At 71.1% G+C, this 21,845-nt stretch carries 20 protein-coding genes; 11 read left to right on the plus strand and 9 right to left on the minus strand.

The features are described from left to right. Positions 1 to 55 precede the first annotated feature (55 nt). Together purU and AC3ANN_RS00710 are read right to left on the minus strand one after the other, a co-directional pair. Positions 56 to 931: a formyltetrahydrofolate deformylase gene (gene purU / locus AC3ANN_RS00705; RefSeq protein WP_488339095.1), complete on the minus strand. Its 876-nt coding sequence runs from the start codon at positions 929 to 931 to the stop codon at positions 56 to 58. A gap of 46 nt (positions 932 to 977) precedes the next feature. After that, the gene (locus AC3ANN_RS00710; protein WP_488339096.1) at positions 978 to 1,364 is read right to left on the minus strand and encodes a MerR family transcriptional regulator; all 387 of its coding nucleotides are present in this window, start codon (positions 1,362 to 1,364) and stop codon (positions 978 to 980) included. A gap of 61 nt (positions 1,365 to 1,425) precedes the next feature. Between AC3ANN_RS00710 and AC3ANN_RS00715 the strand changes: the two genes are divergently transcribed. Beyond that, on the plus strand, positions 1,426 to 2,655 hold the full coding sequence (locus AC3ANN_RS00715; RefSeq protein ID WP_488339097.1) for an MFS transporter: 1,230 nt from the start codon (positions 1,426 to 1,428) through the stop codon (positions 2,653 to 2,655). Positions 2,656 to 2,777: 122 nt separating this feature from the next. Here AC3ANN_RS00715 and AC3ANN_RS00720 read toward each other — a convergent pair whose 3' ends face one another. Beyond that, positions 2,778 to 4,382 carry a peptide MFS transporter gene (locus AC3ANN_RS00720; RefSeq protein WP_488339098.1) on the minus strand — a complete coding sequence of 535 codons (1,605 nt, stop codon included), beginning with the start codon at positions 4,380 to 4,382 and terminating at the stop codon, positions 2,778 to 2,780. A gap of 68 nt (positions 4,383 to 4,450) precedes the next feature. Continuing rightward, positions 4,451 to 5,854: an MFS transporter gene (locus AC3ANN_RS00725; protein WP_488339099.1), complete on the minus strand. Its 1,404-nt coding sequence runs from the start codon at positions 5,852 to 5,854 to the stop codon at positions 4,451 to 4,453. A gap of 235 nt (positions 5,855 to 6,089) precedes the next feature. On the opposite strand from AC3ANN_RS00725, the gene AC3ANN_RS00730 reads away from it, so the two are divergent. After that, positions 6,090 to 6,803 (plus strand): GNAT family N-acetyltransferase, encoded by a 714-nt coding sequence (locus tag AC3ANN_RS00730; RefSeq protein ID WP_488339100.1) that lies wholly within the window; start codon positions 6,090 to 6,092, stop codon positions 6,801 to 6,803. A gap of 3 nt (positions 6,804 to 6,806) precedes the next feature. On the opposite strand, the gene AC3ANN_RS00735 is transcribed toward AC3ANN_RS00730, so the two are convergent. Both AC3ANN_RS00735 and AC3ANN_RS00740 read right to left on the minus strand, forming a co-directional pair. Beyond that, a complete protein-coding gene (locus tag AC3ANN_RS00735; protein ID WP_488339101.1) occupies positions 6,807 to 7,001 on the minus strand; it encodes a hypothetical protein in 195 nt (64 codons plus the stop codon). 2 nt (positions 7,002 to 7,003) lie between these two features. Then, positions 7,004 to 7,810: an SDR family oxidoreductase gene (locus AC3ANN_RS00740; RefSeq protein WP_488339102.1), complete on the minus strand. Its 807-nt coding sequence runs from the start codon at positions 7,808 to 7,810 to the stop codon at positions 7,004 to 7,006. 177 nt (positions 7,811 to 7,987) lie between these two features. Here AC3ANN_RS00740 and AC3ANN_RS00745 point away from each other — a divergent pair, with 177 nt between their 5' ends. Next, positions 7,988 to 8,929 carry a cyclase family protein gene (locus tag AC3ANN_RS00745; protein ID WP_488339103.1) on the plus strand — a complete coding sequence of 314 codons (942 nt, stop codon included), beginning with the start codon at positions 7,988 to 7,990 and terminating at the stop codon, positions 8,927 to 8,929. Positions 8,930 to 9,106: 177 nt separating this feature from the next. Continuing rightward, a complete protein-coding gene (locus AC3ANN_RS00750) occupies positions 9,107 to 9,274 on the plus strand; it encodes a hypothetical protein (protein WP_488339104.1) in 168 nt (55 codons plus the stop codon). Positions 9,275 to 9,305: 31 nt separating this feature from the next. Here AC3ANN_RS00750 and AC3ANN_RS00755 read toward each other — a convergent pair whose 3' ends face one another. After that, a complete protein-coding gene (locus AC3ANN_RS00755; protein WP_488339105.1) occupies positions 9,306 to 9,512 on the minus strand; it encodes a hypothetical protein in 207 nt (68 codons plus the stop codon). A 104-nt stretch (positions 9,513 to 9,616) separates the two neighbouring features. Between AC3ANN_RS00755 and menC the strand changes: the two genes are divergently transcribed. From menC to AC3ANN_RS00780, 5 genes are all read left to right on the plus strand, one after another. After that, entirely contained in the window at positions 9,617 to 10,750 is a 1,134-nt protein-coding gene (gene menC, locus AC3ANN_RS00760; RefSeq protein WP_488339106.1) for an o-succinylbenzoate synthase, read from the plus strand. A gap of 123 nt (positions 10,751 to 10,873) precedes the next feature. Beyond that, positions 10,874 to 11,725: a hypothetical protein gene (locus tag AC3ANN_RS00765; RefSeq protein WP_488339107.1), complete on the plus strand. Its 852-nt coding sequence runs from the start codon at positions 10,874 to 10,876 to the stop codon at positions 11,723 to 11,725. Between the two features lie 127 nt (positions 11,726 to 11,852). Beyond that, on the plus strand, positions 11,853 to 13,181 hold the full coding sequence (locus AC3ANN_RS00770; protein ID WP_488339108.1) for an alpha-hydroxy-acid oxidizing protein: 1,329 nt from the start codon (positions 11,853 to 11,855) through the stop codon (positions 13,179 to 13,181). A 173-nt stretch (positions 13,182 to 13,354) separates the two neighbouring features. After that, a complete protein-coding gene (locus AC3ANN_RS00775; RefSeq protein WP_488340883.1) occupies positions 13,355 to 14,740 on the plus strand; it encodes a glycine--tRNA ligase in 1,386 nt (461 codons plus the stop codon). A 458-nt stretch (positions 14,741 to 15,198) separates the two neighbouring features. Then, on the plus strand, positions 15,199 to 16,896 hold the full coding sequence (locus AC3ANN_RS00780) for a formate--tetrahydrofolate ligase (protein WP_488339109.1): 1,698 nt from the start codon (positions 15,199 to 15,201) through the stop codon (positions 16,894 to 16,896). Between the two features lie 53 nt (positions 16,897 to 16,949). On the opposite strand, the gene AC3ANN_RS00785 is transcribed toward AC3ANN_RS00780, so the two are convergent. Next, positions 16,950 to 18,227, minus strand: coding sequence for a GNAT family N-acetyltransferase (locus AC3ANN_RS00785; RefSeq protein ID WP_488339110.1), 1,278 nt, complete (start codon positions 18,225 to 18,227; stop codon positions 16,950 to 16,952). A gap of 196 nt (positions 18,228 to 18,423) precedes the next feature. Here AC3ANN_RS00785 and AC3ANN_RS00790 point away from each other — a divergent pair, with 196 nt between their 5' ends. Continuing rightward, a complete protein-coding gene (locus AC3ANN_RS00790; RefSeq protein ID WP_488339111.1) occupies positions 18,424 to 20,535 on the plus strand; it encodes an acyl-CoA dehydrogenase family protein in 2,112 nt (703 codons plus the stop codon). 194 nt (positions 20,536 to 20,729) lie between these two features. On the opposite strand, the gene AC3ANN_RS00795 is transcribed toward AC3ANN_RS00790, so the two are convergent. After that, positions 20,730 to 21,131 (minus strand): glucose-6-phosphate dehydrogenase, encoded by a 402-nt coding sequence (locus AC3ANN_RS00795; protein WP_488339112.1) that lies wholly within the window; start codon positions 21,129 to 21,131, stop codon positions 20,730 to 20,732. Between the two features lie 134 nt (positions 21,132 to 21,265). Between AC3ANN_RS00795 and AC3ANN_RS00800 the strand changes: the two genes are divergently transcribed. After that, complete coding sequence (locus tag AC3ANN_RS00800; RefSeq protein ID WP_488339113.1) at positions 21,266 to 21,838, plus strand: DNA-3-methyladenine glycosylase I; 573 nt, start codon at positions 21,266 to 21,268, stop codon at positions 21,836 to 21,838. The last annotated feature ends 7 nt before the right edge of the window (positions 21,839 to 21,845 follow it).

The raw sequence follows: 21,845 nt of genomic DNA on the forward strand, positions 1-21,845 counted from the left end.
CGGGGGGAACAGGTCGCTTCGGCGTGACGGATGCCGCGGCCCGCGGCATCCGTCGTCAAAACACGATCGTGTGGTTGCCGTGGCGGATCACGCGGTCCTGCGCGTGCCACAGCACGGCGCGCGAGAGCACCTGGCGCTCGACGTCGGCGCCTCGTCGGGCGAGCTCGGCGGCCGAGTCGGCGTGGGTGACCCGCACGGTGTCCTGCTCGATGATCGGTCCCTCGTCGAGGTCGCCGGTGACATAGTGCGACGTGGCACCGATGAGCTTGACGCCGCGCTCCTTGGCCTTCTTGTACGGCTCGGCGCCGATGAAGGCCGGCAGGAACGAGTGGTGGATGTTGATGACCGGGACGCCGAGCTGCTCGAGGAAGTCCGGCGACAGGATCTGCATGTAGCGTGCCAGCACGACGAAGTCGACGTTGCCCTTCAGCAGCTCGAGGATCCTCGCCTCGGACGCCGACTTGTCGGGCCCGGCGACCGAGGGGACGTGGAAGAACGGAACGCCGAACGAGCGGACGTCGTCGGCAGACGTGGTGTGGTTCGAGACGACCATCGGAATCGTGACCGGCAGGTCGCCGCGGCGGTGGCGCCACAGCAGGTCGAGGAGGCAGTGGTCCTGCTTCGAGGCGAGGATCGCCATGCGCTTGGGCACCGACTGATCGGTGAGCGACCACTCGAGGTCGAAGTCCGCGAGCGTCCGTCCGATCTCGGATTCGATGTGCGGGCGGTCGGCGGCGAAGCGCGGCCGGTGGAACACGACCCGCTGGAAGTACGCCCCGCCGATCGGGTCGTCGGAGTACTGGTCGAACGCGACGATGTTGCCGCCGATGCGCGTGATCACTGCCGAGACTGCCGCGACGATCCCCGGACGGTCCTTGCCGTGGACGATGAGGCAGGCGTGGTCGGGGGTGAGGTTCACGGGGACGGCCATTGTTCGATTCTGCCCTGCCGGCGGCTGACGCCGTGGACGGATGCCGTCAGGCGGCGTCCGCGCGGCGGATCAGGTCGCCGTGCCGGGTCAGCTCGAGATACCGCGCGACCGCGTCGCGGCTCTTGGTGAGGCACGCCAGGCGGTCTTCCAGCACGGTGAGCTCCTCGGCGAGCTCTTCGGCGAGGGCGAGGGAGCACTGCGGGGGCGCGGCCAGCTCGCACTGGCGCTCGATGTCGAGCACGACCTTCGCCATGCGGGTGGACAGGCCCGCCTGCACGAGGCCGCGCACGCGGACCGCGCGGTCAACGTCCGCCTCGTCGTAGGAGCGGTAGCCGTTGGCCGACCGCTCCGAGCTGAGGAGTCCCTGCTGCTCGTAGTAGCGCAGCATGCGGGTGGGGATGCCGGTGCGTACAGAGAGCTCGCCGATCTTCATGTCGTCCCGTTTCGCGAAAGAGCTTGACATTGACATTGATGTCAAAGTTTAGCCTCGCATCATGACGACGACAACGACCGCCCTGGCCGAGGCATCCGCTCCACCGGCCCGCTTCCCGATGCGCGCCCTGCTCATCCTGAGCTTCGGCGTGCTCGTGACCGTGACCGCCGAATCGCTCCCCGCAGGGATGATGCCCGAGATGTCCGCCGATCTCGGGGTCTCGTCGATGCAGATCGGTCTGCTCATCTCGGTGTGGGCGCTCACGGTGATCCTCACCAGCATCCCGCTGTCGAAGGCGGTGTCGCGCGTCGACCGGCGCCTCGTGGTGGGGGTCTCGCTCGGGGTCTTCGCGCTCGCCAACCTCGCGACCGCGCTGGCTCCCTCGTATGCCTTCGCCTTCGCGATGCGCATCGCGGCCGCGGCCGCGCACGGCGTCTTCTGGGCCGTCGTGATCGTTTACGCGACATCGCTCCTCGCACCCTCGCATCTGGGACGCGGGCTGGCGATCGTCACGGCGGGCGGCACGGCCGCCACTGTGGCGGGGCTGCCGGCCGCCACGCTGCTCGCGCAGTGGGTCGGGTGGCGCGCGGCGTTCGTCGTGCTCGGCGGCATCGCCCTCGTGATCGGCGTCATCGTGCTGCGAGGGATGCCGCGCTACGTGCCCGCGCGCGACGCCGCCGCCGATCGGGTGCGCGGCTTCTGGCGCGATCCGTCGCTGCCGGCGCTCGCCGCATTCGGGGCGTCGGCAGTGCTCATCGCGGTCGCGCAGTTCGCCTCGTTCACCTACATCCGGCCGTACCTCGAGGTGTCGGCCACGATCGGCACCGAGTGGGCCGCGATGCTGCTGTTCGCGTACGGCATGGCGGGAATGGTGGGAGTCGTCGCGGCCGGATTCCTCGCCGATCGGTTCCCGCGCAGCTCGCTCGTGGTCATCCTGGCCGCCTTCGCGGTGGCGTTCGCCGTGCTGACTGTCGCTGCCGGCGCGCTCGCCGCGGTCATCGGCGCGCTCCTGGTGTGGGGCTTCGCGATCGGTGCGCTCTTCCCGCTGCTGCAGACGACCCTCATGCGCATCGCCACCGAGCGCACGCGCACGCTCGCGAGCGCCGGCATCGTCGTGCTGTTCAACGTCGGCATCGCGGTCGGCCCCTGGCTGGGCGGGCTCGTGGGCGGTGAGTCGGCGCCCACCGTCACCACGGCGGTGTCGGCGGCGGCCATGGTCGTCGCAGCGGTGCTGGGAGCGGTGGGCGTCGTGCTGGCCCGGGCGAGGCTCGCGGCGTCAGCCCAGGCCTGAGTCGGCGGCGGCGGGCCGCCGCGGAATCCGTCATCGCACAGTGCTTACTGGGGCTTCGCCCCAGACCCCCGGGTGCTCATCGCACAGTGCCTACTGGGGCTTCGCCCCAGACCCCCGGGTGCTCATCGCACACCCCGCATGAGCGCGAGCACCGGCTTCACCGAGAACCACAGCGCGATGCCGAGGCCGATCGAGATGAAGCCGAGGATCGTGAAGTACGGCACCTCGTTCGCCGGGTCGTAGAACTGCGCGAGCCAGCCCGCCACCGAGGTTCCGAGCGCGACCGACAGGAAGTAGAGCGCCACCATCTGCGTGTGGAACCGCTGCGGCGCGAGCTTCGTCGACGCCGAGAGTCCGACCGGCGAGATGAACAGCTCGGCGATCGTGAAGACGAGCAGGATGCCGACGATCGCGAGCAGCGGCGTCGAGTTCGGCGCGCCGTTCGCGAAGGGCAGGAACAGCAGGAACGCGATCCCCATGATGATCGCGCCGAGCGCGAACTTCACCGGGGTCGAGGGCTGGCGCGTGCCCATCTTGGTCCAGATCGCGGCGAACACCCCAGACAGGATGATCACGAAGATCGGGTTGATCGAGTTGACCCACGACACCGGCATCTCCCACCCGAGGATGTCGCGATTCAGCTGCTTGTCGGAGTACAGCGTCAGCACCGTGAACTGCTGCTGGTACAGCGACCAGAAGCCGACGTTGACGATGAACAGCGGGATGAAGGCGAAGACGCGCGAGCGCTCCACCGCGCTGATCGCACGCGACGACACGATGACCGCGAAGTACGCGACCGTCGCGCCCAGCGTGACGATGATCACGATGCCCGCGAGGTTGTCGGCGCGGATCACCCCTATCAGGACGAGCCCGGCGACGACGACGAGTCCGCCGACCGCGATGCCGACGAACAGCAGGCGCCGGTTCGCGGGAAGCGGGTTGGGGACCACGCGCGACGAGGCGGGGAGCTGCTTGCGTCCGAACGAGTACTGCAGCAGACCGAGCGCCATGCCGACCGCGGCCGCCGCGAAGCCGGCGTGGAATCCGATCGACGACTGCAGCGCACCGGTGACGATCGGTCCGAAGAAGGCCCCGAGGTTGATGCCCAGGTAGAACAGCGAGAAGCCGGCGTCGCGCCGCGGATCCTTCTCGGCGTAGAGCGTGCCGACGACGGAGGTGGCGTTCGCCTTGAGGCCCCCCGAGCCGACCGCGACGAAGATCAGGCCGATGCCGAGACCCCACGTGCTCGGGAGCACGGCGAGTGCGATGTGCCCCGCCATGATGACGATCGCGCTGTAGAACAGCACCCGCTCCGATCCGAGGAGCCGGTCCGCGACCCACGCGCCGAGGATCGTCGAGAGGTACACCGTGCCGCCGTAGGCGCCGACGATTCCGGTCGCGACGGCTTCGTCGATCCCGAGCCCGCCCTCGGCGACCGAGTAGTACATGTACAGCAGCAGGATCCCCTGCATGCCGTAGAAGCTGAACCGCTCCCACATCTCGACGCCGAACACGTGCGCGAGCGCCCAGGGCTGGCCGAAGAACCGCGTGTCTCGGTCGCCGCCCGCCGCGGGGGCGGTGGTACCGGCCGCGTCGGTGCCGCTCGCGCGCGCAGCTGCCGCGCCGCGCGTGGTCGAGGCGTCCGCCGCCGCCGTCGCGCCCTCGGGCGCACCCACCGGCACCTGCTCCGGCTCGTCTCGCCGGTCGTTCCGCTCCCGCCCGTCCATGCGCGTGCTCCCGTCGCCCCCGACAATGACGCCAGGCTAGCGGTCGGATGCCGCCGCGTCAGCAGGGCTCAATCCGGGAGCGACGGATGCCTCTCCTCCGGCGCGCGCCGGGACGGGATGAACACCGCGATGCCCAGGGCCACGATGGCGGCAGCGCCTCCCAGGATCAGCGACAGCGTGAAGCCTCCGGGCGTGGGAACCGGGACCCCCTCGAAGTCCACGGAGTAGCTCGCGAGCACCGCCCCGATGACGGCGGCCGCCGTGCTCGTGCCGAGGGAGCGGAACAGCGCGTTGAGCCCGTTCGAGGCTCCGGTCTCGCTCTGCGGCACCGACCGCATGATGAGCATGGGCATCGAGGCGTACCCGAAGCCGATTCCCGCGCCGATGAGGATGTTCGCGACGACGAGGTGCCATACCTCCGACGACCACAGCAGCGTGAACCCGTACGCGACGATCAGCGAGACGGCGCCGAGGAGCAGCAGCAGCTTGGGGCCGGTGCGCTGCGCGATGCGGCCGGCGATGGGGGAGAGGAGCATCATCACCAGGCCCGACGGCATGACGACCAGGCTCGCGGCGAGCAGCGACAGTCCGAAGCCCGAACCGGTCGCGACCGGCAGCTCGAGCAGCTGCGGATAGACGACGTTCGACGCGAACAGCGAGAACCCCATCGCGACCGACGCGATGTTGGTGAGCAGCACCGCAGGCCGGGCGGCGACCCGGAGGTCGAGCAGCGGCTCCGCGATGCGCAGCTCGAACCAGCCCCACAGCAGCAGCACCGCGAGCCCGCCGAGTCCCGAGATGAGCACGGCCGGCGACGCCCAGCCCCACTCGTTGCCGCGCGAGATCGCCAGAAGGACGCCGACCAGGCCCACCGCGAGGCCGGCCGCGCCGACGAAGTCGAAGCGGCCGGCGGTGCGCAGCACGCTCACCGGCACGATCCACAGCACGAGCCCGAACACCACGACGCCGAGGCCGGCGGCCATCCAGAACAGCATGTGCCAGTCACTGCGCTCGGTGACGACGGCGCTGATCGGCAGGCCGAGCGCTCCGCCGACGCCGAGCGTGGCGCTCATGAACGCGATGGCAGAGTCCACCCGGTCTTCGTGGAGCACGTCGCGCATGATCGAGATGCCGAGCGGCACCACGCCGACGATGGCCCCCTGCAGCGTGCGCCCGACGATGATGCCGATGATCCCGGGCGACAGCGCCGCGATGACGGACCCCGCGACCATCACGGCGACGAGAACCAGCAGGATGCGGCGCTTGCCGTACATGTCGCCGAGGCGCCCCGAGATCGGCGTGATCACCGCGGCCGCGAGCAGCGTCGAGGTGACGACCCACGCCGTGTCCTCGCGGCTCGCATCCAGCAGTTCGGGCAGCTTCGACTGGATGGGCACCATCAGGGTGAACATGAACGACGAGCACAGGCCCGCGACGGCCAGCACCGCCACGATGGCGCCCTGCCGAGGCATCCGGGTGAGTCGTCGTCTCGCGCTCTCGTCACCCGCACCCATCCGTCCAGGCTATCGGCGCCGCCGACGCCGGGGCTCGGCGGACGCCATCCGACGGTCCGCCCACCCGGCCGTGCGCAACTCCTGAGGATTCCTCGGGCGAGGCGATGAGTCCGCAGGATTCCGCTGTCGGACGGCGCGGCAGATGCCGAAGTTCAGGAGTACGGCTCGCGCGGCCGGTGACACACTGGTGGGCATGGCAGACACCACGACGCCGCCGCGCATCGAGATCCGTCCGCTCGACACGGTCGAGGAGGTGTTCCGCGCGTCAGACGTGCTCGCGGAGGTGTGGGGCGGCGACCGCGGCGGCATGCCGCCGAACCTGCTGCGGGCCCTCGCGCACTCCGGCAACTACGCGGTCGGCCTGTACGAAGAGGGCGTCATGGTCGGGGCATCCGTCGCCTTCTTCGCCGCTCCGGCGACGCGCTCGATGCACAGCCACATCACCGGTGTGCTGCCGGGGCGCCAGGCGCACGGCCTCGGACGCGTGCTCAAGCAGCACCAGCGCGAGTGGGCGCTCGCGCGCGAGGTCGGCCACATCACGTGGACCTTCGACCCGCTCGTCGCCCGCAACGCCCACTTCAACCTGCGCGTGCTCGGCACGCGCGTGACCGAGTACCTCGTGAACCACTACGGACCCATGGACGACGGCGTCAACCGCGGTGACGAGACCGACCGCATCATGGTGTCGTGGGCCCTTGCCGCCCCGCCGGTTCCCACGCCCTCGGATGATCGCGTGGTCGCGTCGGTCGAGATCCCGCACGACATCGAGGCGATGCGCCGCGAGGCGCCGACGGATGCCGCGGCCTGGCGCCTGCGCGTGCGCGACGCCGTGCTGGGGCACGTGGCCGACGGCCTCGCGATCGGCGGCTTCGACGACGAGCGCGGCTACCTGTTCACCCGGCCCTGAGGCTCAGGCCTCGGGATCCTTGGTGGGGTCGCCGGGCCGCACGTCGGCGTCGTCGCGGATGTCGATCCGCGTCACGCCGTCGCGATGCGTGACGTCGATGCGCGGATCGGCGTCGGATTCGACCGCGTCGGGCGCTGAGGTGAGCTGGTCGCGCCGCTTCTCTTCGTCCGTCATACCCGTGGTGTCTTCAGTGTCCATCGTCATCCTTCCCGCCACGCGTCGCTCGTGAGGTGGGAGCCCGCCTGCGGCCCCATCTGCAGCATCCCGCCGTCCACGCTCCAGCTCGCGCCGGTGACGTAACTGGCAGCGGGCGAGGCGAGGAACGCGACGACGGCGGCGATCTCCTCGGGCTTGCCGGGGCGGCCGAGCGGGATGCCGGGGCGATGCGTGTGCTCGGCGTCCTCGGAATCCATCTCGTTCATCGGCGTCGCGATCTCTCCGGGCGCGACCGCGTTCACGGTGATCGCGTGTTCGCCGAGCTCCTGCGCCATCGTCTCGATGAGGCCGCCGAGGCCGTGCTTGGCGGCGACGTACGGCGCCGACCCGACGCGCGGCTGAGATTCGTGCACGCTCGTGATCGCGATGATGCGGCCCCCGCGGCCCCCGCGCACCATGTGGCGCGCGGCCGCCTGCATCCCGGCGAAGGCGCCGTCGAGGTTGAGTGCCACGATGCGGCGCCAGTCCTCGATCGACACGTCGAGGAACGGCCCGCCCGAGCCCCCGCCGGCGTTGTTGACGAAGACGTCGAGACCGCCGAGGCGCTCGACGAGCTCGTCGAGCGTCGGGGCGACGCGCTCGAGGTCGGTCGCGTCGAACCGGATCACCTCGGCGCTGCGGCCGCGTTCGCGCACGGCCGCCGCAGTGCGCTCGGCGCCCTCCTCGTCGCTGTGCCAGGTGATGCCCACGTCCATGCCCGCATCGGCGAGAGCCAGCGCGGTGGCCTGGCCGATGCCCGAGTCCGACGCCGTCACGATCGCGCGCCGGGGTGCGAAGTCGAAGGTGTCCATGCCGCGACGCTACGTCGGCCGCGGCCCGGTCGTCACGGGGTTGCCATCGCACGATCGAGCGGCTAGCGGGGTTCGGTGCGCAGGAGAACAGCCCCTCTACCGGAGGAATCCTGCCCACTTCGCCCCGCGGGACGTCATTTCTCCTGCCGGCCGACCGAGGCCCCCTATGCTCTCGCCATGCCTGCCGACACCGAGTACCGCGCACACTTCGACTTCGACATCCGCTTCGCGAACGGCGGCGGGATGTCGGGCACCGGCTTCCGCCTCGACCTGCCGTCGCCCGACCTCGGCGAGGACGAGATCTCTCGGCTCCTGATCGCCCACCTCGGCCTCGCGCTCGTCGACGAGGTCGAACTGCGCGGACTGCGGGTGGTCGAAGAGCCGCACCGCGGCAGTCGCGGCGTCGACACCGCGACGGACGCAGAGCCGGATGCCTCGGCGCGCACGCGCGTCGTCGATCTGAGCCACCCGATCCGGGCCGGGCTCGTCACGTACCCGGGGCTTCCCGCGCCGACGATCACGCCGCACCTCACCCGCGAGGACTCGCGCGCCCGCTACGCCCCCGGCACGGAGTTCGCGATGGACGTCATCACGATGATCGGCAACACCGGCACCTACCTCGACTCGCCGTTCCACCGCTACGCCGAGGGTCCCGACCTCGCCGGTCTCGACCTCTCGTCGCTCGTCGGCCTGCGCACCGAGGTGTTCCACCTCGAGGACGCATGGGATGCCGCGCGCCGAGGCATCCGTCCCGAGACGCTCGCCGATCGCGACGTGCGCGGAGCCGCCGTGCTGCTGCACACCGGATGGGACCGCTGGTTCGGGCGGCCGGAGTACGGCACGGGCGCGCCCTTCCTCACGGGCGAAGGCGCGCAGTGGCTCATCGACCAGGGCGCCGTGCTGGTGGGGATCGACTCGCTCAACATCGACGACACCGAGTCCGGCGGCGAGCGGCCGGCGCACTCGCTGCTGCTCGGCGCCGGCGTCCACGTCGTCGAGCATCTGACGAACCTCGGCGCCCTGCCGCCGAGCGGCGCCCGGTTCACCGCGGCGCCTCCGGCGGTCGAGGGTTTCGGCACGTTCCCGGTGCGCGCGTTCGCGGAGGTTCCCGCAGCCTGACCCGCGCGTACCGTCGCACTAGGTCGCCTCTCAGCGCGCCGTGGGGCCTTCCGCGACGGTTCGAGGAGCTCCCCGCGTGACGCGGAGCGATGTCGGAACCCCGGCGTACCGTGCTGCCATAGCGGGACGTATCACCGGATGCGTCCGCCGCTCTTCTCAGGGGAACGAGGAGGAGCCATGCGCGAACACATCGAGACGCTGATCACCGAGCTGAGCGGCGCGATCCGGCGGACGCCGAACGTCACGGCGCCGGCTGAGCCCCGATGGCGTCGCCCGCGCGTCGCACGGTCGACGTACACGCCGGTGCGCCGCGACCTCGCCCGCTCGCCTCGCTTCGCCCACTGACACCGGGTCGCGCGGCTCGCCCGGCGCGTGCTCAGACGGCGTCGTCGGCGGGTGCGCGCGAGGGGATGAGCGTCGGCTTCGAGCCGCGCACGCGGACCTCGTCGCCGACGCGGCGCTGCGTGTCGGCCGTCGGCACGCGCGCATGCCAGTGCATGCTCTTGATCTTCGACCAGCGCTTGTCTCTCGCGGCGCGCTGCTGGTCGGGGGTCTGTTCGCTCGGGGGGTGGTCGCTCGTCATCTTCTGAAGGTAGGCGGCGCACATGTGCGCTCTCCCAGGCGCCGCGCGCCGACGCGTGCCCTGTGGGCTCGGAGTCGGCCGCGGGCCGGGCGTACGCTGAGCGCATGCCCATCGCCCGGCCCGCGGCATCCGTCGCCCTCGAAGGATTCGAGCTGCGCGTGCTGCACCTGCCGCTCGTCGCCCCGTTCACCACGTCGTTCGGCACCGAGACGGTGCGCGAGGTCATCGTGGTGCGCGCTCTGACGGCGGACGGCGACGGCTGGGGCGAGATCGTCACGCAGGCCGGTCCGCTGTACTCGAGCGAGTACACGCAGGGGGCGTGGGATGTCGCGCTGCGCTTCTTCGTGCCCGCCCTGCTCGACCGGCGGCACGTGGCTCCGCACGACGTGGCGGACGTGCTCGAGCCGTTCAAGGGACACCGCATGGCGAAGGCCGGCCTCGAGCTCGCAGTGCTCGACGCGGCGCTGCGCGCCGAGGGGCGCTCGTTCGCCGAGTACGCCGGTGCGGTGCGCGACCGCGTGCCGAGCGGCGTATCGGTCGGCATCCAGCGCGATCCTGCCGCGCTCGTCGACACCGTGCACGGCTACCTCGACGAGGGGTACGTGCGTATCAAGATCAAGATCAAGCCGGGACGGGACGTCGCCGACACCGCCGCCGTGCGCGATGCGTTCGGCACGATCCCGCTCCAGGTGGACGCGAACTCCGCCTACACGATGACGGATGCCGACACCCTGGCCGAGCTCGACCGCTTCGACCTCCTGCTGATCGAGCAGCCGCTGCAGGAGGACGATCTGGTCGATCACGCGGCGCTCGCCCGGCGCCTGAAGACACCGGTGTGCCTCGACGAGTCGATCGTGTCCGACAAGGCCGCGGCCGACGCGCTTGCGCTGGGCTCGGCATCCGTCGTCAACATCAAGGCCGGACGCGTCGGCGGGTACCTCGAGGCGGTGCGGATCCACGACCGCTGCCTGGACGCCGGCGTGCCGGTGTGGTGCGGCGGCATGCTCGAGACCGGGATCGGTCGCGCGGCGAACGCGGCTCTCGCGGCGCTCCCCGGGTTCACGCTGCCCGGCGACGTCTCGGCGTCGAGCCGCTTCTACGCGCGCGACATCGTCACCGAGCCCGTCGTGCTCGAGGACGGCCATGTCCGGGTGCCGATCGGCCACGGCCTCGGCATCGAGATCGACCCCGTCGCGCTCGACGACTTCACCGTCGCGCGCGAGACGCTCACGCGGTAGCGGGCGGGGTCGGTCGTGTCGGCTGCGCGTACCGTTCTCCTGAGAAACGGGGAAGGGACGCTGCGACCCGCCGCGCGCGAGGCGAGTGAGGCCCCGTCGTTCCGGAGAACCGCACGCCGGGGCGTGGGCTTGCCCGTCGCCGTGGCGGTGCTCGCATTGGCAGGGTGCGGGGCCGGCGGCGGCGAGCCGGACGCCGAGCAGACACTGCCGCCCGGCGTGACGGTCGAGTTCGTCCAGCTCCGTGCCGACGTCGCACCGCGCCAGGCGCAGGTCCATGTGACGAACGACTCGGACGCCCCGATCACGATCGGCGACGTGCGCGTCGAGGATCCGCGGTTCGAGGGCCCCGCGATGCGCGTCGTCGCGGGACGCACGAGCACCGTCCCGGCGGGACGCAGCGTCGACGTGCGCGTGCAGCTGCCCGCCGTCGACTGCGGGGCACCGGAGGACGCTGTGCCCGAGGTCGTGCTCGAGCTGGTCGGTGAGGACGGCACCGCCGAGGTGACGGCATCCGCGTCCGAACCGCTGGGCTTCGTCGCGCCGCTTCACGAGCGGGAGTGTCGCAGGGAACGGCTCGCGGATGCCGCGTCCGTCGCCTTCACCGGCTTCCGGGCGTCGGCACCCGGTGCTCCGGCCGCGCTCGAGCTGACGATCACGCCGACCGGCTCGGGCGCCGCGACCATCGTGGGGGTGCAGCGGACCAATCTCATCGATTTCGCGGGCGCGACGGCGGACGGGGCGTTTCCGCTCGACGTGGTGATCGAGCCGGGGAGCGATGGTCCCGTGGTGGTCGAGGTTCCGCTCGTGCCGTTCCGGTGCGACCCGCACGCCGTGCAGGAGGACAAGCGCGGCACGATCTTCGCCGTGCACGTCGACGTCGACGGCGAGCGCGGAGACATCGACGTCTTCGTGGGGGACGAGCTGCGCGGCCGGATCCTCTCGTGGGTCGTGGACTGGTGCGGCTACGGCGGCTGAGCCCGAAGACGAGCGTGGTCGGCCATCCGGAATCCGCAGATGCGTCGCCCATTCGCAACGCAGACCCAGGCTGCAACCGGCCGGTATCCCCCAGATGGGGACAGAACCCTGGTCGTAGGCTGGCGCCATGGCCCAACGCAGCGCCGCTCCCGAAGACCCGGCCGCCGCTTCGCGCGGCATCTCGCGCCGGACGCAGTCCGAGATCTACCGCGCCGGCATCAGCGGAACGCGCCCCCGGGTCCCCGTCGACGCCGACGTGCTCGAGGCGACGGCGCGGAAGGCGCTGAGCGCGGAGGCGTTCGCCTACATCGCCGGGGGCGCAGGCTCCGAGCGCACGGTCGCGGCGAACCGCGTCGCCTTCGGCCGCTGGCAGGTGTGGCCCCGGCCGCTGCACGACGTGTCGAGCCGCGACCTCTCGATCGACTTCCTCGGTGCGCGCCGTCCGACCCCACTCGTGCTCGCGCCGCTCGGGGTCATGGAACTGGCCCACGCGGACGCCGACGTGGCGGTGGCGCGAGCCGCGGCATCCGTCGGCGTCCCGTACGCGCTCTCGAACCAGGCATCCGTGACGATGGAGGCGATCGCGGATGCCGCGCCCGCCGCGCCGCGGATGCTCCAGCTGTACTGGTCGGCGTCCGACGAGCTCAACGCGTCACTGCTGCGCCGTGCCGAGGCATCCGGATGCGAAGCGATCGTCGTGACGCTCGACACGCACCTGCTCGGCTGGCGCACGCGCGATCTCGACCTGGCCTATCTGCCGTTCACGCGCGGGCTCGGCATCGCGCAGTACACGAGCGATCCGATCTTCCAGCAGCTCGTGCGCGAGCGGGTGAGGAGGGGGTCGGATGCCGCCCCCGCCGTCCGTGTCACGCCCCGGGCGATCCGCGCGGGCGTCTCGATCGCCCGCAAGGGTGCGGCGCTCACGGGCTCGCGCAGCGTCCGCGGCAACCTGCGCTCGCCGCTGCCGCGCGCGGCGGTCGAGACCTTCCTCGACGTGTTCTCGACCCCCGCGCTCACGTGGGACGACCTCGCGAAGGCCAGGCAGTGGACGACGCTGCCCATCCTGCTGAAGGGGATCGTGCATCCCGACGACGCCGTCCGTGCTCTCGACGCCGGCATGGACGGCATCTGGATCTCGAACCATGGCGGACGCCAGATCGACCAGTCGGTGCCGACGCTCGAGGTGCTGCCCACGATCGCCGACCGGGTCGCGGGTCGGGCGCCGATCGTCTTCGACTCCGGCGTGCGGCAGGGCTCGGATGTCTTCATCGCCCTCGCGCTCGGTGCGACCGCGGTCGCGCTCGGCCGGCCCTACGCGTACGGCCTCGCGATCGCCGGCGAGCAGGGCGTGCGGGAGGTCGTGCGCAACGTGCTCGCCGAGCTCGACATCACGCTCGGCCTGTCAGGGCACGCCTCCGTCGAAGAGGTCGGGCGCGAAGCCCTCCGCGAGGCGTGATCGCTCGCGCGAGCGGCGCGTGAGCGGTTTCACCCGCGCCCGGACGGTCGACCGGACGCCGATAGAATCGACGGATGCCGCGAATGCGGCCGCCGGATCAGTGCCCGCTCTGCGAGCACATCGAGATCATCCTGCACTCTCGTGCGACCCTCTCCCCGACCATTGGAGCCACCGTGGCCGAACAGTCCCGCCTCGACAAAGTCATCGCCCTCGCCCGTCACCGCGGGTTCGTGTTCCAGGCGGGTGAGATCTACGGCGGATCCCGGTCGGCATGGGACTACGGTCCTCTCGGCACCGAGCTCAAGGAGAACATCCGGCGTCAGTGGTGGCAGACGTTCGTGCGCGGCCGCGGCGACATGGTCGGCCTCGACTCGTCGGTGATCCTGCCCAAGCGCGTGTGGGAGGCATCCGGTCACGTCGCGACCTTCACCGACCCGCTGGTCGAGTGCCTGCAGTGCCACAAGCGGTTCCGCGCCGACACCCTCGTCGAGGACTTCGAGGCCCGCAAGGGCCGCAAGGCCGAGAACGGCCTCGCCGACGTGCCCTGCCCCAACTGCGGCACCAAGGGCCAGTACACCGAGCCGAAGGCGTTCTCAGGCCTCGTGAAGACCTACCTCGGCGTCGTCGACGACGAGTCGGGCCTGTACTACCTGCGCCCCGAGACCGCGCAGGGCATCTTCGTGAACTTCTCGAACGTGCTCACCGCGAGCCGCAAGAAGCCGCCGTTCGGCATCGGGCAGGTGGGCAAGGCGTTCCGCAACGAGATCACGCCCGGCAACTTCATCTTCCGCACGCGCGAGTTCGAGCAGATGGAGATCGAGTTCTTCACGCCGCCGGCGGAGGCGCAGCAGTGGTTCGAGCACTGGGTGGAGGAGTGCTGGAACTGGTTCGTCGACCTCGGCATCGACCCGCGCAACATGCGCCGCTTCGACGTCCCCGAGGACGAGCGCGCCCACTACTCCGCCGGCACCATCGACGTGGAGTACCGGTTCGGGTTCCCGGGCAAGGAGTGGGGCGAGCTCATGGGCATCGCCAACCGCACCGACTACGACCTCGGGAGCCACACCGAGGCGTCGGGTCAGTCGCTGTCGTACTTCGACCAGGCCTCGGGTGAGAAGTACATCCCGTACGTCATCGAGCCGTCGTTCGGCCTCACGCGCAGCATGATGGCGTTCCTCGTCGACGCGTACCACGAGGAGGAGGCGCCGAACGCGAAGGGCGGCACCGACACCCGCACGGTGCTCAAGCTCGACCCGCGCCTGGCGCCGGTGAAGGCCGCGATCCTGCCGCTGTCGCGCAACGAGCAGCTCTCTCCCATCGCGCGCGAGGTGGCAGAAGACCTCCGCGGCGAGTGGAACATCGACTTCGACGACGCCGGCGCCATCGGCCGCCGCTACCGTCGCCAGGACGAGATCGGCACGCCGTTCTGCGTCACCGTCGACTTCGACTCGCTCGACGACCGCGCCGTCACGGTGCGCGACCGCGACACCATGGGCCAGGAGCGCGTGCCGCTCGAGGGTCTCAAGGCGTACCTCGCCGAACGCCTGCGCGGAGCCTGACTCTTCGCCTGTCGAAGGACGGGCAACGGATGCCTCGACCCGGTGCGGGCCGAGGCATCCGTCTTCTCGGGATCATCCGTGGCGGACCCTCATCCGTCCCGGCACTCTCGAGAACGCCCGGCCACGCAGCCCCAGGCGCGCGCCGGGCCACGGGCGAGGCCGGCCGGGGAGTGTGCCGTGCCGCGCCCGAGGCCTCGTCCCGCACACGACGGTGCCGCGCGCGGGACGAGGACGATCGTGTCGCCGTTCGGGTCGGCGACGCGCTCTCACACATCAAGACGCGGATCGGGGCGTTTCATGACGCGGCCCGGCGTCATCCGTCTCCCGGTATGGTCGCGCGGCCGAACCGTGCTCGCGCGATCGAAGAATGCGGGCGCGCGAGCAGGTTTCCGCAGCGCGAGGCCGTCGGTCCCTAGGCTGACCCGTGCGGGCGACGGAGCCCGCGGCGGGGAGTGAGCGTGACCGCGAGCAACATCGAGATCGCACAGCGGGCCGAACTGTGGCCGATCACCCGGATCGCAGCGGGTCTCGGCATCCCCGATGACGCACTCGAACCGTACGGGCGTCACAAGGCCAAGGTCTCGCTGCAGCATCTGCGCACGCTGCGCGACCGCCCGCGCGGCAGGCTCGTGCTCATGACGGCCGTCTCGCCGACTCCCGCGGGCGAGGGCAAGACCACGACGACCGTCGGGCTCGGCGATGCTCTCACCCGGATCGGCGAACGCGCGATGATCTGCTTGCGCGAGCCGGCGCTGGGCCCGGTGTTCGGCATGAAGGGCGGCGCTGCCGGGGGCGGCTACGCGCAGGTCGTGCCGATGGAGGACATCAACCTCCACTTCACCGGCGACTTCCCCGCGATCGCGGTGGCCACCAACCTCCTCGCGGCGCTGATCGACAACCACATCCATCACGGCAACGAGCTCGACATCGACGTGCGCCGCGTGACGTGGCGCCGCGTGCTCGACGTCAACGACCGCGCCCTGCGCGACACGGTGGTGGGACTCGGCGGGCCGTCGAACGGGTATCCGCGTGAGAGCGGCTTCGACATCGTGGTGGCGTCCGAGGTGATGGCGATCTTCTGTCTCGCGACCGACCTCGCCGACCTCAGGGAGCGGCTCGGCGACATCGTCGTCGGCTACACCCGCGATCGCGCGCCGGTGCGGTCGCGCGACCTCCACGCCCACGGCGCGATGGCCGCGATCCTCCGCGACGCCCTCGCCCCTAACCTCGTGCAGACGCTCGAGCACACGCCCGCGTTCGTCCACGGCGGCCCGTTCGCGAACATCGCGCACGGGTGCAACTCTTTCATCGCGACGGATGCCGCGCTCCGCCTCGCGGACTACGTCGTCACCGAAGCGGGGTTCGGGGCCGACCTCGGAGCCGAGAAGTTCGTCGACATCCTGTGCCGGTCCACCGGCCTCCGCCCCGACGCGGCCGTCATCGTCGCGACCGTGCGGGCGCTGAAGTACCACGGCGGCGTGGAGGTGCAGGGCCTCGCGCGGGAGGACGTGGCCGCGCTCGAGCGCGGCGCCGCGAATCTGCGCCGCCACCTCGAGACGGTGCGCGAGACGTTCGGCATTCCGGCGGTCGTCGCGATCAACCATCGCGACGAGGACACGGATGCCGAGACCGCGGCGCTCGTCGCGGTGGCCGAGGCGGCCGGGGCCGAGGCGGTGGTCGCGCGGCACTTCGCCGAAGGCGGCGCCGGTGCCGAGGATCTCGCCCGCGCGGTGGTGCGCCTGTGCGCGCGGCCAGCGGCCGGCCAGGCATCCGCCGCCTCTTCCCTGCGCTTCACATACCCCGACGACGCGACGCTGTGGCAGAAGATGACCGCGATCGCGACCCGCATCTACGGGGCGTCCGAGGTGACGGCGTCGACGGCGGTGCGCGCGCAGATCCGGCGCCTGCAGGACGAGGGCTACGGCGCGTACCCGGTGTGCGTCGCCAAGACGCAGTACTCGTTCTCGACCGATCCGAGGCTGCGCGGGGCGCCCACAGGCCACGTGGTCGACATCCGCGCGGTCCGTCTCGCCGCCGGCGCGCGGTTCGTCGTGATGGTGTGCGGCGACATCATGACGATGCCGGGGCTGCCTGCGGTGCCCGCGGCCAACACGATCGACGTCGACGCGGACGGCCGCATCGTCGGCCTCTTCTGAGACCGGTCAGCATGCCATGACGTCGTGGCGCGATGCCGCGGCCTCGCGCTCGATCACGCAGGAGGGAAGGAGCGCACGCGCTGCACGCGCAGCGTGTGGGGGAGCCCGGCGGTGTCGCGCGCACCGTCGTCGCGTGGGAACTCGTACACGTCGAGCATGAGCTGCACCGGGTAGTCGAGCGACTGCGCGACCGTCTTCACCCATCGCCCGTCGATGAAGAAGCGCACTCGGTCGCGCGTCCATTCGACGGCGTAGTCGTGGAAGTCGGTGAGATCTCCCTCCACGCGGATCTTCTCGAAGTCCTCCTGCAGCCGGGGATCGTTCTGCGGCTTCACCCCCACGCCGACCCAGCCGCCCGCGTCGTCGAGGTCGCGGCCGAAGATCTCGGCGATGCACAGTTCTCCGCAGTCCTCGGGGCGGTCCTCGAAGCCGATGGGCCAGAAGGCGACCATCACGTCGGGATGCCGTACCGCGGCGAGGCGGACCTCGATGGCGCCGTGATGCACGAGCCATAGGCGCCGCTCGGGCTGCTCTTCGCGCACCACCAGACCGGTGCGGAACCGGTGCTGCCCGATGCCGCTGCCGAGCGGGCCCGAGTACTGCCCGGTCTGCAGGTGCGAGACGCGCAGGTCGCCGTCGAGCTCCGGCGCCCACGGTGCCGTCCCGGGCTCGATGGAGAGCTCGAGACCGCCGCCCGCGCCTATCCGGTGCCGGGCGGCCGCGGCATCCCGCGACGACCAGTGCGGCGTGTAGAAGGGCCACCAGCGCGTCTCATCGAGCGACGGGCTCGTGAAGGTCTCGTCGACGTCGGGATGCCGGTCCGTCAGATCGAGCGGCGACATGTCGAGCATCCACGTGTTGAACCGGAGCCTGGATCCGCGCCACGGGATCGTTCCCGACCCGACGTGGTCGAACCCCGCGCGCCTGCACAACGCATTGGACGCCGCATTGTCGACCCCGGGATAGGCCACGAGCAGGTGCCGCTCGTCTCGCGCGGCGACCTCGCGCACGATGTGCCGGAGCGCCTCGCGTGCGATGCCTCGTCCCTGCCACTCCGGGAAGACGTTCCACCCCGTCTCCCACGCCGGCGCGCCGTCGTGCTCGATCTCCCAGTACCCGATGCCGCCGACCGGTGCGTCGTCGACCTCGATCCGGTACATCGAGGCTTCGCCGCTCCGCATGAGCCGCAGGTAGCGCTGCTGGCGCTCGCGGAGCTCTGCCGGGGATTCGGGTCCGCCGAGGTGCGCCGTCATCTCGGCGGTGTTCGCCCGCTGCAGGAGCGGCAGATCGTCCGCACTCCAGGGGGCCAGGGTCACCGTTCCGCCGGTCATGGCGTCCATTGTCGGCCGTGCCGCCGACAGTGGCTCGTGGGCGGTGTGTCCGCAGGGCTCCCCTGTGCGCGCCGCACAACGCGCCTGGCACTCGTCCCGACCCCGACTTGTCGAATGTCGCCAGTCGCTTTGCCCCGCGGTTGTGGGAGTCCTACGGTCGGAGTGAACTTCCTTGTCCATCCGAGAGGTGATGCACATGGCCGACGCCGTCCGCACGAAGAAGCCCGCCGTAAACAAGCGCACGCCCGCCGGGGGCGCCCCGACTGCTCCGCACACCGCGGCGGAGGCATCCGAGCCCCGCATCGATGTCGCCGCTGTCACTGACCTGCTGCTCGGCACGTGGGCCGAGACCCGGCGCACCGCGCGCGAGATGATCAAAGACCCCGCGTTCTGGCGCATCGAGGGGCAGCCCATGCCCGAGCACCGCGAGCGCGTGCTGACCCAGCTGCACCTGCTCGTCGAGCACGGCGGGGCGAGCCGCGCGTTCCCCGAGGAGTACGGCGGCCTGGGCGACAACGGCGCGAACATCGCCGGGTTCGAGGAGATCGTGCTCGCCGACCCGAGCCTGCAGATCAAGTCGGGTGTGCAGTGGGGCCTGTTCGGCTCGGCGATCTACCAGCTCGGCACGAAGAAGCACCACGACAGGTGGCTGCCGAGCGTCATCGACATGAGCCTTCCGGGCGCGTTCGCGATGACCGAGACCGGGCACGGCTCGGATGTCGCGGCCATCGGCACGACGGCCACCTACGACCCTGACGCCGAGGAGTTCGTGATCCACACGCCGTTCCGCGGCGCGTACAAGGACTACCTCGGCAACGCGGCGCTCCACGGCAAGGCGGCGACGGTGTTCGCGCAGCTCATCACCGGCGGCGTGAACTACGGGGTCCACTGCTTCTTCGTGCCGATCCGCGACGACGAGGGCCGGATGCTCCCCGGCGTCACGAGCGAGGACGACGGTGTCAAGGGCGGCCTCAACGGCATCGACAACGGCCGCCTCGCCTTCGACCACGTGCGCGTCCCGCGCGAGAACCTGCTCAACCGCTACGGCGACGTCGCCCCCGATGGCACGTACTCGTCCGACATCGCGAGCCCGGGCCGCCGCTTCTTCACGATGCTCGGCGCGCTCGTGCAGGGTCGGGTGTCGCTCGACGGCGCATCGACCACGGGCACGGCTCTCGCGCTCTACATCGCGCTGACCTATGCGAACCAGCGCCGCCAGTTCGACTCGGGTGCCGGCACCGACGAGGTCGTCCTCCTCGACTACGGCAAGCACCAGCGGCGCCTCCTGCCCCTCCTCGCGCAGAACTACGCCCAGTTCTTCAGTCACGACGAGCTGCTGAAGAAGTTCGACGGGGTGTTCTCCGGCCGCGCCGACACTCCCGACGAGCGCGAGGACCTCGAGACGCTCGCGGCCGCCCTCAAGCCCCTCAGCACCTGGAACGCGCTCGCGACGATCCAGGAGGCGCGGGAGGCGTGCGGCGGATCGGGCTTCCTCGCCGAGAACCGCATGGTCGGGCTCCACCAGGACCTCGACGTCTACGTCACGTTCGAGGGCGACAACAACGTGCTGCTGCAGCTCGTCGGCAAGCGGCTGCTGTCTGACTACGCCAAGCAGTTCAAGGGGGCGGATGCCGCGACCCTCGCCCGCTTCGCCGCGCTGCAGGCAGCGGGCAAGGTCTTCCATGGCGCGGGTCTGCGCCAGCTCGGGCAGGCCGTCGCCGACCTCGGCTCGACCGCGCGCTCCGTCGAGCTCGGCCTGCGCGAGGAGCAGCAGCACGAGCTGCTCGCCGGCCGCGTGCAGCAGATGGTGGCGGATGTCGCGGCCGCCCTGCGTCCCGCCTCGAAGCTGTCTCCGGCCGAGGCGGCGGCCCTGTTCAACAGCCACCAGGCCGAGCTCATCGAGGCCGCCCGCGCCCACGGCGAGCTCCTGCAGTGGGAGGCGTTCACCGACGGCGTGAACCACATCGCCGACGAGGGCACCCGTCGCGTGCTGACGTGGCTGCGCGACCTGTTCGGGCTGCGCCTCATCGAGAAGCACCTCGCGTGGTACCTCATCAACGGGCGGCTCTCGACCCAGCGCGCGGCAGCCGTCTCGCGCTACATCGACCGGCTGTGCGCGCGGCTGCGTCCGCACGCCCAGGATCTCGTCGACGCCTACGGGTTCGAGCCCGAGCATGTTCGCGCACCCATCGCGTCGGGCGCCGAGCGCGCGCGTCAGGACGAGGCCCGCGAGTACTACCGCGAGCTCGCGGCGTCGGGCGACGCGCCCGTGTCGGAGAAGTCGCTGAAGAAGAAGCAGAGCGCCTGATCACGAAAAGGTAACGAATCGGGGCGGCCTGTCAGGATGCGCGTCGCAGCGGACACATCCCCTGTGAAGGCACCTCCCGACAGCCGCGCCATCGGGCTTCGCGCGCGGTGGGAGGGCCTTCGCAGGGGGCCGCGTTCTGGGGACGCGGTCCCCTTACCTCTTCGCGCGGAGCGTGTGCAGCGGTTCGAACGAGGTCAGTCGCCCGACCAGCCGCATATGCCGCACTCGCCCGTGGCCGAGACCTCGACGAAGCAGTTCGGGCACATCGCGCGCTGACGTTCCGGGATCGTGGGTTTCGCCGGCCGGCGCTCAACGGCCGGGCGCGACGCACGCGCGCCGCCACGCGGCGGGGCGACGGATGTCGCGGCCGGACGCTGGATGACCGGCCGGTGCTCGGCGCAGTAGAAGCGCACGTAGCCGTCGTGGTTCTTGGGGTGGCGGTGCTTGTAGGCCCACAGCTCGGTGCGCGGGTGCGGCTCGGAGTCGGCGCCGCACGTGAAGCAGCGCGTCGGGTCGCCGGGCACGACGTCGGCGACGAGCACGAGCGTGTCGAAGGGGATGGCATCGCGCCAATCGGACGAGGCGACGATCTTCACGGAGGTCCTCCCAGCTGCGCGGGCCATAGCAGGCCCGACATTCCAAGGTAAGCGACGCGCGGGACGTCCGGGTACCGAGGCGGTGACGGAACGCTGAACGACGCGGCGTCGGTGGGCGCCCCTAGGCTGGCGCGGTGAGCACGGACGTCCGCATCGGTCCCGACGAGGTCGCGCGCTGCGCGTGGGTCGGCGACGACCCCGAGTACCGGCGCTATCACGACGAGGAGTGGGGCACGCCCCTCCGCGGCGACCGGGCGCTGTTCGAGAAGATGAGCCTCGAGGGGTTCCAGGCAGGGCTGTCGTGGATCACGATCCTGCGCAAGCGTCCGCGATTCCGGGAGGTGTTCGCGGGCTTCGATCCCGATGCGGTCGCGCAGTTCGGCGAGGCCGACGTCGAGCGACTGATGACGGATGCCGGGATCATCCGCAACCGCGCCAAGATCCTGGCGACGATCGGCAACGCCCGCCTGGTCGTCGAGATGGCGCCGGGGGAGCTCGACGAGCTGATGTGGTCGTTCGCCCCCGATTCCCGCCGCCGGCCGCGCTCGCTGGCGGAGGTCCCGGCCACGACCGCCGAGTCCGACGCGATGAGCAAGGCCCTGCGTGCGCGCGGCTTCCGTTTCGTCGGGTCCACCACGATGTACGCGCTGATGCAGTCGACCGGCATGGTCGACGATCACGTCGAGGAGTGCTGGCGCGCCGGCTGAGCCGCGT

The sequence above is a fragment of the Microbacterium sp. STRO-2N genome (genome assembly GCF_057747775.1).

What these genes read in the sequence shown, in the direction of transcription:
- AC3ANN_RS00770 (WP_488339108.1), top strand. Translation starts at nt 11,853, where the DNA reads ATGGCCCAACGCAGCGCCGCTCCCGAAGACCCGGCCGCCGCTTCGCGC.
- AC3ANN_RS00715 (WP_488339097.1), top strand. Translation starts at nt 1,426, where the DNA reads ATGACGACGACAACGACCGCCCTGGCCGAGGCATCCGCTCCACCGGCC.
- AC3ANN_RS00730 (WP_488339100.1), top strand. Translation starts at nt 6,090, where the DNA reads ATGGCAGACACCACGACGCCGCCGCGCATCGAGATCCGTCCGCTCGAC.
- purU (WP_488339095.1), bottom strand. Translation starts at nt 931, where the DNA reads ATGGCCGTCCCCGTGAACCTCACCCCCGACCACGCCTGCCTCATCGTC.
- AC3ANN_RS00720 (WP_488339098.1), bottom strand. Translation starts at nt 4,382, where the DNA reads ATGGACGGGCGGGAGCGGAACGACCGGCGAGACGAGCCGGAGCAGGTG.
- AC3ANN_RS00735 (WP_488339101.1), bottom strand. Translation starts at nt 7,001, where the DNA reads ATGGACACTGAAGACACCACGGGTATGACGGACGAAGAGAAGCGGCGC.
- AC3ANN_RS00745 (WP_488339103.1), top strand. Translation starts at nt 7,988, where the DNA reads ATGCCTGCCGACACCGAGTACCGCGCACACTTCGACTTCGACATCCGC.
- AC3ANN_RS00725 (WP_488339099.1), bottom strand. Translation starts at nt 5,854, where the DNA reads ATGCCTCGGCAGGGCGCCATCGTGGCGGTGCTGGCCGTCGCGGGCCTG.
- AC3ANN_RS00755 (WP_488339105.1), bottom strand. Translation starts at nt 9,512, where the DNA reads ATGACGAGCGACCACCCCCCGAGCGAACAGACCCCCGACCAGCAGCGC.
- menC (WP_488339106.1), top strand. Translation starts at nt 9,617, where the DNA reads ATGCCCATCGCCCGGCCCGCGGCATCCGTCGCCCTCGAAGGATTCGAG.
- AC3ANN_RS00750 (WP_488339104.1), top strand. Translation starts at nt 9,107, where the DNA reads ATGCGCGAACACATCGAGACGCTGATCACCGAGCTGAGCGGCGCGATC.
- AC3ANN_RS00740 (WP_488339102.1), bottom strand. Translation starts at nt 7,810, where the DNA reads ATGGACACCTTCGACTTCGCACCCCGGCGCGCGATCGTGACGGCGTCG.
- AC3ANN_RS00790 (WP_488339111.1), top strand. Translation starts at nt 18,424, where the DNA reads ATGGCCGACGCCGTCCGCACGAAGAAGCCCGCCGTAAACAAGCGCACG.
- AC3ANN_RS00710 (WP_488339096.1), bottom strand. Translation starts at nt 1,364, where the DNA reads ATGAAGATCGGCGAGCTCTCTGTACGCACCGGCATCCCCACCCGCATG.
- AC3ANN_RS00785 (WP_488339110.1), bottom strand. Translation starts at nt 18,227, where the DNA reads ATGACCGGCGGAACGGTGACCCTGGCCCCCTGGAGTGCGGACGATCTG.